At 44.4% G+C, this 14,436-nt stretch carries 14 protein-coding genes and 1 riboswitch; of the genes, 3 read left to right on the forward strand and 11 right to left on the reverse strand.

The features are described 5' to 3' along the window. Positions 1 to 35 precede the first annotated feature (35 nt). The 9 genes from ACFPRA_RS11455 to ACFPRA_RS11495 form a co-directional block, all read right to left on the reverse strand. On the reverse strand, positions 36 to 728 hold the full coding sequence (locus tag ACFPRA_RS11455; protein WP_381434286.1) for an SDR family oxidoreductase: 693 nt from the start codon (positions 726 to 728) through the stop codon (positions 36 to 38). Between the two features lie 43 nt (positions 729 to 771). After that, positions 772 to 1,371 carry a short chain dehydrogenase gene (locus ACFPRA_RS11460; RefSeq protein ID WP_381434288.1) on the reverse strand — a complete coding sequence of 200 codons (600 nt, stop codon included), beginning with the start codon at positions 1,369 to 1,371 and terminating at the stop codon, positions 772 to 774. A 23-nt stretch (positions 1,372 to 1,394) separates the two neighbouring features. Beyond that, positions 1,395 to 2,627 (reverse strand): NAD(P)/FAD-dependent oxidoreductase, encoded by a 1,233-nt coding sequence (locus tag ACFPRA_RS11465; protein ID WP_381434291.1) that lies wholly within the window; start codon positions 2,625 to 2,627, stop codon positions 1,395 to 1,397. Then, complete coding sequence (locus ACFPRA_RS11470) at positions 2,621 to 2,947, reverse strand: (2Fe-2S)-binding protein (RefSeq protein ID WP_381434294.1); 327 nt, start codon at positions 2,945 to 2,947, stop codon at positions 2,621 to 2,623. The genes ACFPRA_RS11465 and ACFPRA_RS11470 overlap by 7 nt, the downstream gene beginning before the upstream one ends. Continuing rightward, on the reverse strand, positions 2,928 to 3,215 hold the full coding sequence (locus ACFPRA_RS11475; protein ID WP_381434297.1) for a (2Fe-2S)-binding protein: 288 nt from the start codon (positions 3,213 to 3,215) through the stop codon (positions 2,928 to 2,930). The genes ACFPRA_RS11470 and ACFPRA_RS11475 overlap by 20 nt, the downstream gene beginning before the upstream one ends. 17 nt (positions 3,216 to 3,232) lie before the next feature. After that, positions 3,233 to 4,021, reverse strand: a complete 789-nt coding sequence (locus ACFPRA_RS11480) for an aspartate/glutamate racemase family protein (RefSeq protein WP_381434299.1) — start codon at positions 4,019 to 4,021, stop codon at positions 3,233 to 3,235. A 423-nt stretch (positions 4,022 to 4,444) separates the two neighbouring features. Then, on the reverse strand, positions 4,445 to 5,344 hold the full coding sequence (gene dapA / locus ACFPRA_RS11485; protein WP_381434303.1) for a 4-hydroxy-tetrahydrodipicolinate synthase: 900 nt from the start codon (positions 5,342 to 5,344) through the stop codon (positions 4,445 to 4,447). 33 nt (positions 5,345 to 5,377) lie between these two features. Beyond that, positions 5,378 to 6,571, reverse strand: coding sequence for an NAD(P)/FAD-dependent oxidoreductase (locus tag ACFPRA_RS11490; RefSeq protein ID WP_381434305.1), 1,194 nt, complete (start codon positions 6,569 to 6,571; stop codon positions 5,378 to 5,380). Between the two features lie 29 nt (positions 6,572 to 6,600). Further along, on the reverse strand, positions 6,601 to 8,118 hold the full coding sequence (locus ACFPRA_RS11495; protein ID WP_381434308.1) for an aldehyde dehydrogenase family protein: 1,518 nt from the start codon (positions 8,116 to 8,118) through the stop codon (positions 6,601 to 6,603). Positions 8,119 to 8,381: 263 nt separating this feature from the next. On the opposite strand from ACFPRA_RS11495, the gene ACFPRA_RS11500 reads away from it, so the two are divergent. Both ACFPRA_RS11500 and ACFPRA_RS11505 read left to right on the forward strand, forming a co-directional pair. Further along, complete coding sequence (locus tag ACFPRA_RS11500; protein ID WP_239389627.1) at positions 8,382 to 9,248, forward strand: LysR family transcriptional regulator; 867 nt, start codon at positions 8,382 to 8,384, stop codon at positions 9,246 to 9,248. A 261-nt stretch (positions 9,249 to 9,509) separates the two neighbouring features. Beyond that, positions 9,510 to 10,916: an amino acid permease gene (locus ACFPRA_RS11505; protein ID WP_381434311.1), complete on the forward strand. Its 1,407-nt coding sequence runs from the start codon at positions 9,510 to 9,512 to the stop codon at positions 10,914 to 10,916. A gap of 91 nt (positions 10,917 to 11,007) precedes the next feature. On the opposite strand, the gene ACFPRA_RS11510 is transcribed toward ACFPRA_RS11505, so the two are convergent. Both ACFPRA_RS11510 and ACFPRA_RS11515 read right to left on the reverse strand, forming a co-directional pair. Continuing rightward, on the reverse strand, positions 11,008 to 11,994 hold the full coding sequence (locus ACFPRA_RS11510) for a homoserine dehydrogenase (protein ID WP_381434314.1): 987 nt from the start codon (positions 11,992 to 11,994) through the stop codon (positions 11,008 to 11,010). 62 nt (positions 11,995 to 12,056) lie between these two features. Next, positions 12,057 to 13,346, reverse strand: a complete 1,290-nt coding sequence (locus tag ACFPRA_RS11515) for an O-acetylhomoserine aminocarboxypropyltransferase/cysteine synthase family protein (RefSeq protein ID WP_381434317.1) — start codon at positions 13,344 to 13,346, stop codon at positions 12,057 to 12,059. Between the two features lie 116 nt (positions 13,347 to 13,462). After that, positions 13,463 to 13,577, reverse strand: a riboswitch (SAM riboswitch). A 140-nt stretch (positions 13,578 to 13,717) separates the two neighbouring features. Here ACFPRA_RS11515 and ACFPRA_RS11520 point away from each other — a divergent pair. Further along, the gene (locus tag ACFPRA_RS11520) at positions 13,718 to 14,353 is read left to right on the forward strand and encodes a glycerol-3-phosphate acyltransferase (protein WP_381434321.1); all 636 of its coding nucleotides are present in this window, start codon (positions 13,718 to 13,720) and stop codon (positions 14,351 to 14,353) included. Positions 14,354 to 14,436: the final 83 nt, after the last annotated feature.

Below are 14,436 nucleotides of genomic sequence, written 5' to 3' on the forward strand. Positions count from 1 at the left end.
GAACAAATGAGTCGTATTACTTTCCAATCTCGCCGTTAAACATGGTTCAAAATGGTCACATCTGTCACATATAAATGTTTCCGTGGCTTTAAATTTTCAATAATGATTTCAGCTACGTCATCTGGATCCATATAATTATTCAACTGACCCTCGGGATGTTCGTCCCCCCATAAATCCGTTTTCATATTCCCCATATAGACAGAGAAAATCTGTACACCGGAATTTTTCAATTCCAATGCAAGTGCATCTGAAAAACCCCGGACACCAAATTTACTTGCACTATAGACACTCTCCGTCTCTTTTGCTACTTTCCCGGACGCCGAAACGATATTGACGATAGTTCCCCTATTTTTTTCTTTCATCCCAGCCAATACTTCCTGCGTACAATAGATTGTTCCTTTTAAATTCGTATCTATCATTTGATCGATTTCTTTTGGCTTGAGATCCCCGAAGTACTTAAAAACCCCTACACCGGCATTATTGATTAAACAATCGATCGAACCACGCGCTTCCTGTATTCTTTTCATGACATGGTGAACACTTGTGAGTGAGGTGACATCCACTTCATAAATCGAATGGTCATTTTCGAGTTTTGAAGCTGTTCGGATAAGCTTGTCTTGCGTTCTTCCAAGTAAACATACATGATATCCGCATACTGAAAACTGCTTTGCCAGGGATGCGCCCAGACCGCTTCCTGCCCCCGTAATGACAACTGTTTTTTCTGTCATGACTTCCCCCTTCAGGTTAAAGGCCATTGTTGTGACCCGATTCTCAATAAGCGGTATAGCTTTGTCCCGTTTGAGCACCTAAAATGCTCTTTCTAAAAGCTAGTGCAACTCGTTGTGCCGGAACCGGCTCGTATCCTTCAAAAAACGGACCATACTTTTCTTTCGATTCCTCAAGCATATTCGGACTCACACTATTAATGCGAATACCTCTTGGCAATTCAATCGCCGACGATGTAACGAAGGCACGAACACCTCCGTTTGCCATCGCAGAGGAAGCCCCTTTCACAATGGGATCATCCATGAGAATGCCTGTTATTAACGTAATGCTCCCCTTATCACGTATGTAGGGTAATCCAAGAAGCACCAAATTCACCTGACCAAGAAGCTTACTTTCCACGGCGATACGATTGAGTTCCGGGGTGAGCTCTTCAACAGTTCCAAAATGTGCCGCACCCGCCGTACAGACAAGTGCATCTATTTCTCCAACTTCCTCAAACATATGTTGAATACTAGCTGTCGACGTAATATCTACTTGGATGGTCGAATTACTTCTACTTGCTTGAATAATTTCAGCTGTATCCTTCATTTCTTCAACTACCGCTTTGCCAATTGTCCCATTGGCACCCACTATTAATAGCTTCAAATCCGCGCCTCCAATCCATTTTCTTATGAAACCGATTCTTTTCGTTTCATAGCCTGTTCTTCAAGCAGAAATTGGCGGTACACCATTTCTCGAGCTTCCGGTATGCCAGGTTGAAACTGCATGAGCGCCGTTGCCCTTGTTTTCTGAACTTCTTCAATGGCCACCTTTAGTAATAACTCTATTTCCTTACTTGTACTACCCGATTCCAAGGCGATTGATAGTCCTGCCACTTTCCCTTGAGCCATCGCAACTTTCGCACTTTCAACTCCCGTGATATTTCCCGCCACAAAGAGATTTGGGACGTTGGTTTGCATCCGTTCATTATGGACAGGCACGTGACCGCCAAGCTCCGGTACATACTTGAATGAACATCCAACGACCGAGGCAAGCTCTGACATTGGTGCCAGCCCTCCAGCTATACAGACAAAATCAGCTTCCGTGACCTTTTCACTTCCCGGAATTTCTTTTCCTTCCGATGAAATCGCAACTGTCCGCACACCCGTTGCATGCTCATCACCAACAATTTCGATGGCGGCCTTCTTAATCCGGATCGGAATATCAAATAGCTTAATACCTTTTTTAGGAAAGAACTTAATAGCGAAGCTTGGATTGACAAATTTCCCAAGTTTACCCGCCTGACGCAGAATAGCAGTTGGTGCCAGATGTGTTAACTTCATCAAAGATGCCAGCACTTTCTCCGGTCTGCCCGCGTCTTTGGAAATGGATCCCGCTGCCGGTAGAATAATTTCCTTCACTTTAATTCCACATAATCTCAATTCATTGGCAATTGCCATGGACAGTACATTTGCACCAATAATGACACATGTATTTCCCGGCTTTACCCGATGGACATTGCCCATCACTTGTGCAGCTCCAATGGACATTACCCCTGGGAGTGTCCATCCAGGTAGTGGAATAGGGATTTCCGATGCGCCGGTGGCCAATAGCAGTTTTCTTGTTTCCATCATTCCTTGCGAGGTGTACACCGTCCAACCTGTAGCGGATCGACTAATATCAAAGACAGATACCTCACCTTGGATGTCAACTCCTACACGAAGCGCCTCTTGATGGAGCTTTTCCCCCATTGCGATACCATTCCACCAATCGCCGTTTGGCTCTTGGTGAAGTTGTCCGAGCAGGCGTCCACCCGATTTGGTAAACTCGTCAATCACTTTGACATCAAGGCCTTGCTCAGCCGCCGCAATTGCCGCACTTAAGCCCGCAGGTCCCGCCCCAATAATTAATAAGCTCACCAATGTGATTCGTCTCCCTTCTTAAAGGCAGTAATTGAATGAATTTCCATACCTTCTGAAACCGGTGTCAAACAAGCTCGTACGACCTGTCTCTCCCCCACTTGAACCCGGCATTCAAAACAATGACCTATATTGCAATAGATGCCCCGACCTTTACCACTCTCCTCATGATGCCGCAGCGTCTTAATGCCTTCAGCCATCATGGCAGAAGCGATGGTGTCACCTTCATACACTTGATAGGGTTGGTTGTTGAAATAGATTGTAATCTGATTCCGTTCCTGCAGTTTTCCTAGAACTGGATGATTAACAACTCTCATTGTCATGGCAGCACCCTCCTAACACGCCAAAAGTCATGGGACGAACCGGCGGACGATAACTCAGTTGTACCTCATCCGCAACAGCCTGCTGGTTTACATCTGAAACAATTGTATCGATAACATGTCGGCAAGTTCTTCCACCGCAATACCCCATCCCCGCCCGTGTGCGCAATTTCACTTCACGGGAGGAACAGCTGAATTGCTGGACGGTGTCACGAATGGTCTTCAGCGATACTTCTTCACATCTGCATACAAGCGTCTTGTCATCGTTCATGATTAAAACCTCCCGCCTTAAATGAAACCATCATATGGTCTTTGTGTTGTTGCCATATGTGCCCATCGTATCATTGTGATAAAATCATAGACCGGTAGTCCAACTGCTCGTTGAATATCCGCTGCATATGGGGGTAGATCACTGCACTCCAATAGGATCGCTCCGATATCCGGGTTGTCACGGACAAGCTCTAGCGCTGCATTGACAACTTCCTCACGCACAATATCATTATCAAAGCTGCCTCTACTTTCAATGATTGCCGAAAACTCTGGCAATCTACCTAAATCCTTCACAACGACGTAATCCGGACTATCGATGCCGCAACTCTTGTATAAAGCTGGTGTAATGCCATGACTATCAGCCGTCAACATACCCACACGTTGAGTTGATTTTAGCCCTGTTTTAATCCAAGGTAATTGCACAACACTTGATAGAAAAACAGGAATATCAACCGCATTCGCTACTTGCTCTTGGAAGTTACCGAAAAAACCACAAGCTCCACAAATGACCCGAGCCCCTTCAGCCTCAAATTGTTTGGCTGCACGAATGACATCATCGATAAGTGTTGGATCCCCTGCGTGAATTCTCTCTTGCGTGCAATTCGGTACGACTTTTAACACAACAGGAAAATCATAAGTGGTCAGATTGGCTACATTGCCCGGTAAAATCGGATACCAACATTCATCTAAAAACAGAATACCTACAGAAAAACCTGAAATATACTGCCCCTTTTTCATATGGACTTTCGTTTTTATTCCATTTTCAATAAAGCCATATTCTCTTTTTTCCGCAGTTATCATCGTCATGCTGTCCCCACCTTTAAGTTGATTGATAAGAGAGTAGGGAATAGTTTTTCGACTATTCCCCACAAGTTATCTTCATTCAGCAAATCTTTTTGTACTGAAAGCGAAGCGTCAGCTACAGAAGGCTCCCACCTCTATAGATGACGAGATGAATGCGATTTTGCTTACTGTTCAGTAGGTGTTCAAACGCCCGCTGAACGAAGATAAAGCCTCCGGCGGATGTCACAGATTTTGAAAGGAGTCAAATGAAGGCAAGCTAAATGCGCGACGTCCTAAAAAGGAAAGTGCCTTAATTTCTGCAAAGATCACAGAAATACGGCAAATCGAACCCTTCGCTGTTCGATTCGCAACGCTTGCATGACCCACATCGTGTGGGCCTCAAGCTCGATTCAAAATCTGGACGCAATTACGCCGAGGCGTAATTGATTAGACTGGGCTTACTTCATAGCCAAGCTCAGAAAGTGTCACTTTCATTTTCTGTTTTAATTCTTCAGAAGCTGGAACGAGTGGGGAACGGACAGTTCCGCCTTTCAACCCGATGATATCAAGACCCGCTTTTACCGGACCTGGGCTTGGCTCCGCTTCAACATAGTCATAGAGTGGAAGTAGTTGCTGGTTAAGCGCGATTGCCCCTTCAATATCCTTTTCTTTTGTGAATAAATCATAAAGCTTCACAATTTCTTTCGGAATCAGATTAGGGATAATTCCTGTTGCGCCATCCCCTCCGACAGCTAATGTTGGCAGTATCAAGTGCTCGTATCCAGTTAGCACAGCGAAATCCTCCTGATCTTTTGTCAGACCGATTACTTTGCACGTATGCTCTTGATCTGTTGTATTTTTCACACCTACAATTCCTTCAATTTTACTTAACTGAGCGATTAGCTCCGGAGACAGCTCCACGCCTGTTGCAGATGGATAATGATAAATGACAATCCCGATGCCGGATTGCTCTGCAATTGTTTTAAAGTAGTCGATAATGCCCGCTTCACTCGTCTGCATATAATAAGGCGTAATCACAAGCGCACAATCTGCACCGATTTCTGCTGCATATTTCGTTAGTTCGAGCGTTTCTTCCGTTCGATGGGCACTCGTTCCGGCCATAATCGGAACACGTCCATTCGAAGCATCGACCGCTGCTTTTAAGACAGATTTCCGCTCTTCCAGTGACATCAGTGAATATTCTCCTGTGCTTCCACCTGCGAGAAGACAGTGGACGCCGCCCTCGATCAAGTGCTCGATCAATGCGTTAAACGCTGCAAAATCTACCTTTCCTTGTTCGTCAAAAGGTGTTGGCATTGCTGGAATCATTCCGAATGGTTTATACATAGTTCATTCCTCCAATTTACGATTTTTTTATGATTAATAGCTTGAAACCTTATCCAATTGCTTGTAACGCGAGAAGTTTAATCGATCTATATTAAAGTCTGTTTCTTGTCCAGCGATTAGCTGTGTAATCATTCTGCCGGTAATCGGTGCCATACTGATGCCATCACCTTCGTGACCACTAGCAATATAAAAGCCTGGCACCTCTTCGACTTCAGAGACGATTGGCAGATGGTCAGCCACCCATGGGCGAATACCCGCGTAGGCACGTATACAACTAATATCTTTGAGGATCGGCAGGAAGCGGATGGCCCTTTCCGCGATTCCCCGTATGACATCATTTTCCGAGCTGATATCGTACCCTTTAAATGCACGATGACCTCCTAGCAGAAAGTTATTTGCTTCTGTTGGCTCAATGGTAAAGGCTATATTATTCTCTTCTACAAGCTTACTGACATTGCGCTTGTACTGAATATCTTCAAATTTTGAAAGCATATAGCCGAATTCATGCACTTTTTGGCCGACGACTGGCTTTGTTTTCTCTGAGATGAGCACCATCCCTTTTCGCGGCTGAATCGGTATATCAATCCCCACCATTTCTCCTATTTTCGCCGCCCAGACACCCGCACAGTTTACAACCCGGTTTGTGTGAATCGTTGTCCTATCTGTGATGACCGACTGCACACGGCCATCCAATCGTTTTGTAATGTCCCTTACTTCATGGTTCGTGAATAATTTCAAGCCGTATTTTTTGGCTTCTTCCACGAATGCATAACAGACTAAATAAGGGTTCATTGTAGAATCGACTTCCGTCCAGATCCCACCTTCTAGATCCTTTGCCAAATAAGGCTCGATCTCTAGCAGCTCCTTGTGGTCGACCATTTTCATGTCATATCCTGCAGCACTTTGTTCCGCGACGTACCCGTTTGCGATTTCAAGCTCTTGTTCGGTTTCACAAACGTACAAGCTCCCTCGGGTGGAAAACTCAAAATCGAACGAGAATTCTTTCACCAATTCTTTATAGAGTTGGATACTTTTAAATCCTATCTCCGTATCGATTCCGGGTTTCTTATCACAAATGAGCGCTACAGCATCACAGCGGCTGGATGTTCCGTTTGCGATGTCGCCTTTTTCAACAAGTGCCACGCTATAGCCTTCTTTGGATAAATGATAGGCGACACTAGAGCCTATAATGCCGGCACCAATGACGACAATATCAAAACTGTTCATGATGTAACCCCCTTATGTCGCATTACCAATTACCCCTTATACCACCCAGACGGTTGCACATGGAGAGCGATATTGACCTGTTTTGTCAGCAAATATTCTTCAAAACCGTATGTTCCTAGATCAGCACCAATTCCGCTTTGTTTATAGCCACTCCACGGCGCCTCGTTAAATGTCGGGTGATAGGCATTGATCCACGTAATACCTGCTTGCAGACCACGGATGACACGCTGCGCTTTCGCTCCATCATTGGTGAACACAGCAGCAGCTAGTCCAAAGTCCGTGCCATTCGCCAACTCAAGGGCCTCTTCTTCTGTTTCAAATACTTGAATGACAAGAACAGGACCAAAGATCTCTTCTTGCACAATACGCATATCTGGTTTGGTGTTAGTAAAAATCGTCGGCTCGACAAAGTTGCCTTTTGCAAGTTCGCCATCCGTTATTCGATTTCCACCACACAGAAGTTCCGCTCCCTCTTCCACTCCGATTTTCACGTAGTCCAATACGCTCTTCATATGAGCTTGTGAGATAAGTGGTCCCATTTCCGTCCCATCTTGCCAACCCGGTCCGATTTTGATTTTCTTCGCCCGTGCTACAAGCTCAGGGACAAATTTATCGTAAATACTTTTTTCAAGAAGAAGACGTGAGCCTGCGGAACAAACCTGTCCTTGCCCTGCGAATATCGCAAGTAATGCATAGTCGACCGCCGTCTCAAAGTCCGCATCCGCAAATACGATATTGGGCGATTTCCCGCCAAGCTCGAGGCCAACCTTTTTAATCGTATCCGCGGCATCCTTCATAATTTGCTTGCCTGTTGAAGTACCTCCAGTGAAAGAGATCTTATCAACATCCGGATGATTGACTAGCCTATCGCCAATAACCGAACCCGAACCGAGCACCAGATTCACAACACCTTCCGGAAAACCGACTTCATCCAAAATCTCAAACAAGCGAATGAGCGTGAGCGGTGTCTGTGAGGCAGGCTTGATAACGACCGTACAGCCGGCTGCCAACGCCGCTGACATTTTCTGTGCTGCCATGACAAGCGGGTAATTCCAAGGAACAATTTGCGCTACAACGCCAATCGGTTCGCGGACAACCATCGCTCGTATCTCATCCGGTACCTCATAGGTTTGCCCATGCGGCTTTGTGGCAAGACCCGCATAGTATTGAAATTGATGGATCGCATCTTCGACATCGTCTAGCGAGTCCTCATACACTTTTCCATTGTTTAATGTCTCGAGCATGGCAAACTCTTCTTTACGTTCTGCTAATTTACTTGCAACTTTCAAAAGTAGGTCTGCTCTTATGCGGGCATAGACTGTTTTCCAACCATTTTTATAAAATGCATCTTTGGCTGCTTTGACGGCTGCGTTCGCTTCTTCCTCTACACCTTCTGTCACCACCGCAATACCTTCATTATTTGCAGGGTTTACGATTTCCCGCGTCTTATTTGAAACACTCGTAACCCATTTTCCGTTAATATACATCCTTTGAACTGTTGTTTTTTCTCTGAGAACCGGTTCAAATTTCTCGATCGTAAGTGTCATGTTGATTTTTCCCCCTCCTAGCTAGAATGTTCTACCCGACTTCAAAAAGACAACGCTTTCACATCTATCATTACTAAGTAGACTACCCATCTATCATCCCCTATCCGATCGCGAATCGAGTTCCCTTAAAACCATTGTCGATTCAAATCTTATAGTTTCCCTTGACTTATTTTCAGTATAGTTGGACTATTAGAATTAGTAAAACGACTGTTTGTAATGTTTTGCATGACTTTTTTTCATGTTGATTAAGGAGGCCGTGTATAATGACCATTCAGAGGTATGAAATCTTCAATAAGGTTGTTCAACTACAGAGCATTACAAGGACAGGAATCGAATTAAATCTCACACAATCCGCGGTAAGTCGTGCCATTAAGAGTCTTGAAGACGAATTGGATTTGCAGTTATTACTTCGTAATCGATCGGGAATTAAGCTGACGAGAGAAGGGGAGAAAATATACGAACATACACTTACGATTATTCACGCGCATCATAACTTACAACAGGAAGCTCTCGCACTAAACGGATTAGAATCAGGGGTTATAAAAGTAGGAACCTTCGCAAGTGTAACGACGCATTGGCTTCCAACCATTCTAAAAGAGTTCAAGAGGAAGCACCCCGACATCATTGTTGAAATTTTTGAAGACGACTACGAAAGTCTAGAAAATGCCGTGCAATTAGGGGAATTAGATTGTTGCTTCACGACAGCGCCCATTAAAAAAGGGCTTGAATTTTTACCTTTGCACAAGGACAAACTGTTTTGCATCGTTTCGAACAACAACCCTTTACATTTACAAACAGCAATGTGTATTCAGCAACTCGAGGAATTTCCGTTAATCAAGCCTAAAAAAGGATGGGATAGTGAGGTCATCACTTTTTTTAACAAACACAATATCGATCCCAATGTTAAATATGAAGTTTCAGATGATCAGTCCATCATCGCCTTAGTACAAGCAAATATAGGAATTAATATCCGACCTGAACTCGTCCTGAAGAATACTCCGGATGGCATCACAGCCCTTGAATTTGAAGAAGAGGCGTACAGGATTATCGGTTTAGGTATTACAAAGCAGGCATCGCATGCGACAAGAAGTTTTATCTCAATTGTTAAGGAAATGTATCAAACAATTTAATAGAAAGACGAAATTTAACACCCCGTCTAATTTAATCCCCTATCTATTTACAACTTGTCTACGAAAATTAGTTTCCAGTTGTGTATGATTTATATAAATAACTTAAGTGAATATTCGCTTAAGTTTAGTGAAACCGTTTACAAATTTCAACGAAAGGAGCAAGATTGGAAATCTAACGAAAATTACACGTATAGCAATTGAGCAACGGAATTGTACATTGTTAGCAGAGAATTATCACTTTCACAAGGGGGAATGTAGATAATGAAACAACAGGGTCAGTTAAAATCAGATTTGAAAATCAGACATATCAGCATGATCTCAATTGCTGGGGTTATCGGTGCAGGTCTGTTTATCGGAAGTGGTGCAGTGATTAATGCTTCAGGACCAGGGGCCATTCTTTCTTATGCTTTTGCAGGAACTATTGTCGTGTTGGTCATGAGAATGCTTGGTGAAATGGCGGCGGCTTATCCAACAAGTGGCTCTTTCTCCACATACGCCAGCGATGCAATTGGACCGTGGGCAGGTTTTACAATCGGTTGGTTGTATTGGTTTTTCTGGGTTGTCGTGATTGCGATTGAAGCAATTGCCGGTGCGGCCATTATGCAATACTGGATACCCGATTTCCCTCTTTGGTTAATGGCACTCATCTTAACTGTTTTGTTGACACTTACAAATCTTTTTTCAGTTAAATCCTTTGGAGAGTTTGAATATTGGTTTTCGCTTATCAAAGTCATTAGTATCGGTTTATTCCTTGTTGTTGGTCTTTGTGTCATTTTTGGCTGGTATCCCGGTGTGGGGGCACCAGGAACCGCGAATCTTTTAGGAAATGGCGGTTTCATACCGACCGGATTCGGTTCCGTTCTACTCGGAATTACAGTTGTCATTTTTTCTTTTATGGGTACCGAAATCGTAGCGATTGCAGCTGGCGAATCAGATCATCCTGGAAAAGCAGTACGTATTGCAACCAATAGTGTCATTTGGCGTATTCTTATCTTCTACATTGGCTCCATTGCTATTGTCGTTACATTATTACCGTGGAACTCTGCTAACATTCTTGTCAGCCCGTTCGTTGCGGTACTCGATTATATCGGTATCCCAGCAGCGGCACAACTTATGAACTTTGTCGTTTTGACTGCCGTTCTTTCTTGTTTAAACTCCGCATTATATGCGAATTCGCGCATGCTATACGGCATGGCAAAGAAAGGAGATGCACCTAAGGCATTTCTTAAATTGAGTAAAAAAGGGGTTCCTGTACGAGCAATACTTTTCAGTACAGTCTTTTCCTATATTGCGGTCATCTTCAGCTATACTTCACCCGATAAAATCTTTCTCTTTTTGGTGAATTCTTCAGGAGCCGTAGCATTACTGGTATATCTAGTGATTGCCTTTTCACAGTTACAGATGCGCAGAATACTTGAACAAGAAAAACCGGAAGCACTTCAACTTAAGATGTGGCTGTTTCCTTACTTGACGTATGCAACTATTCTCTGTATTGCAGGAATCTTTATCGCCATGCTCATCATCGAGTCATTAAGGATACAGGCTATCCTCACATTGTTAATAGCGAGTTTAACCATTACCTCTTATTTCATTTTCGTTCGTAAAAAAGAAGGTATGAGCGAATTGCAAAAAGGTATCTTATCATCATCCTCTAGAACCATTCGCTAATATGCTTAAATCAAAAGCTTCATCATTTCCTATGAAAGGAAAAATTAAAAAGGGACTCCTCATTAAAAATGATTAATGAGGAGTCCCTTTTTCAGCTTGTCAAGGCCACTGTTTCACGTTTGCCGATGATCTGTAGTAAATCTCCCACCATCGCGCTGGCTGTCGGATACATGCCAGCTCCCGGACCGATCAACGTCAACGCACCTAGATGTTCCGTATCTACGATGACTGCATTATCGACCCCATCTACTCCATAGAGCTGATGACCCGGCTCAATCAGTACTGGGCCGACGCTGCCGCGCAGTGTCCCGTCCGCCTCTATCGTAATATTTGCTACATGTCGATAACGAAGGTTCCCTTTCGACGCGTCCGCAATATCCGGAATCGTCAATTGATCGATTCCAACGATCGGTACGTCTTGCCAATCGGGCTGTTTGCCAAACGCAAGCGTGCTTAAAATCATCAATTTCCGGAAGGCGTCCATCCCACCAACATCATCTGTCGGGTCCGCTTCTGCAAACCCTCGTGCTTGTGCTTCGCGAAGTGCCGCCTCGAATGAAATACCTTCTTCCCGCATTTTTGTCAGGATGAAATTGGATGTTCCATTTAGGACGCCACGGATCCTTCTCACACGGTCTGCGGGCAATAAGCTGGAAATCGTTCGGATGATCGGAACGCCCCCCGCTGTCGTTGCTTCGTAACAGACTTTGACATCCCGGAATTGTGCATGTTTCAAAAGTGCCGGGCCATGCTTCGCAAACATGGCCTTATTTGCCGTAATGACATGACAACCTTTTTCAATCGCCTCCGAAAGATACGTATATGCCGGTTCTTCCCCGACAATCGCTTCAAAGACGACATCGATTTCCGGGTTTGACAAGATTTCCTGCACATCATCCGTTACCTTCGTTCCAGGGATTGTTAGACGCACTTTGCCCTTATTTCTGACAAGGATCGAATGGACGTCAATCGTATAGCCTGTTTCTTTCTGAATCGCTTCTTTCCGTTCTTGCAAAATCCTGTAAATACCTTCACCTACAGTGCCGAAGCCGAGTATAGCCACTTTAATTGTCGGCATTTCGCCACCTCCCTGGACTGCTCGATGAGGAGTCCCGTTTTTCAAATTTCCATTCCAAATCGTTATGCTTTGACCGGTACCGCCTTTTCAATTGCCTGCGCAAGGTCTGCAATGATATCTTCAGGTGCTTCAAGACCGATTGATAATCTGATGAGTTCTTCCGTTACACCGGATTTTTTCAAATCCTCTGCGCTCAATTGCTGATGCGTTGTGGATGCCGGATGGATGATCAATGATTTCGCATCACCGACATTTGCCACATGCGACCAGATTGTAATATTGTCAATCACTTTCCGACCTGCTTCACGTCCACCTTTAATGCCGAAGTTCACGATGGAACCATAGCCATTTTTCAAGTATTTCTTTGCATCTTGATGGGATGGATGATCCTCAAGACCGATATAATTCACCCATTCGACAGCTGGGTGATCTTTCAAGAATTGTGCAACTTTTAGTGCGTTCTCATTATGTTTTGGAACACGCAGGTGAAGTGTTTCAAGCCCTTGCAGGAAGTTGAACGCATTATCAGGGCTTAAGCACGGACCGAAGTCACGCAATAGTTGAACGCGCAGTTTCGTAGCGAACGCAGCAGCAGCCGTATCGATTCCGTAACGAAGGCCATTGTATGTCTCATCTGGCTCTGTAAAGCCTGGGAATTTCCCTCTCGTCCAGTCGAACTTCCCTGCATCGACAACAACTCCGCCGATTGAAGTTCCATGTCCGCCGATCCATTTCGTTGCTGAATGAATGACGACGTCCGCTCCATACTCAATCGGATTTGTGCCGTACGGTGTTGAGAATGTGCTGTCTACAAGCAATGGAATTTCGTTGTCATGTGCAACTTTTGCAACCGCCTCGATGTCCAATACGTGCAGGCTCGGGTTGCCGATTGTTTCCGCGAATAATGCTTTTGTTTTATCGGTAATCGCTGCTCGGAAGTTTTCCGGATCTGTCGCATCAACAAATTTTACATTAATGCCATAACGTGGAAGTGTAGCAGCGAACAAATTATATGTACCGCCATACAAATTTTCAGCAGCGATGATTTCATCCCCCGCTTCAGCAATGTTTAGAATGGAGAATGCAATCGCCGCCATCCCTGATGAAAGAGCGACTGCAGCAGTTCCACCTTCAAGAAGTGCAATACGTTCTTCAAAAGCACCGGTTGTCGGATTCGTAATACGTGTATAGATATTTCCAGCTACCTTCAGACCGAATACATTTTGTGCATGCTCCGTGTCAGGGAAAACGAAAGAAGTCGTACGATGAATCGGTAATGCGCGCGATCCTGTTACAGGATCTGGCTCTTGGCCGCCATGTAGTAGTAGTGTTTCGGGTTGAAGTTTTGTCATTGTAATTACCTCCTGAAGTTTTTTAATACCTATAATACATAGTTGTTTTAGGGGTTATGGATGTAAAAAATAACCCCCTTCGCCTAAGAAGAGGGTTATGCTTTCGCTTATTCCTCCCCTTATCTTTCAGAACGTTTAACGGTTCTGTAGGAAGTAGCACCTTTGCAAGTTGGTCGCTTGCCGGTTGCCGGGCATCGCAGGGCCTATTCCCTCCGCCGCTCTTGATAAGAGTTTAATTAATTTAATTTTCCATCTTGTGAAATAAGTATACGAGTAATTTCATAGAATTGTCAAGCAACTAATTTAAAATATTTTTAAATTTGATTTTATAGAATGATATACTGTTCGTATGGTTGATTGGGGGAAGTAAAATGGAAGTATGGATTATAGGAGTTCTCCTGATGGGATATGCAATCGGATGCCTGCACGGTTCCGTAATTGCCCAGAAAATATCCGGGGTAGACTTGAAAGTAACCGGGGTAAAAAATGCGGGAGCTTCCAATGCGACGATTGTCCTCGGGAAAAAAATGGGGGCATTGGTGGCGGCGATCGACATTGGAAAAGGGGCAGTCGCGATATTGCTTGTCCGCTATTTTGCCCACCAAGCGGGTTGGCCGGAAGATACGGTCACTTTGTTGTTATTCATTGTCGGTGCGGCAGTAGTGATTGGCCATAATTTCCCTTTCCATATGCATTTCAACGGAGGAAAGGGAACTGCCACCATCATCGGGGTGCTGCTCACACTCGATTGGCGGCTCGGTCTTGCGGGGTTCCTATTGTTCGTCATCGTCGCACTGACAACCGATTTTCTCGTTGTCGGTGTATTGATGCTGTATATTACACTCATTGCCAAAGCGCTGTGGACGGAAGGCTATTGGCCACTCATCATCGCGGCCTTACTGTTCGGCATGGCCATTTGGAAACATCTCGAGAATTTCAGCCGGATGAAAGCAGGCACTGAGAAACGGATTTCAGCAATTTTTAAAAAGAATGCCAAAAAAGACTGAGAAACTTCAAGTTGGAAGATCTCAGTCTTTCTTTTATCTTCATTCAGCAAATGGTTTTGGCCTGAATGCGGAGCATTCGTCTC

Source organism: Sporosarcina soli (assembly GCF_042655805.1).
GTDB classification, from domain to species: Bacteria; Bacillota; Bacilli; order Bacillales_A; family Planococcaceae; genus Sporosarcina; species Sporosarcina soli.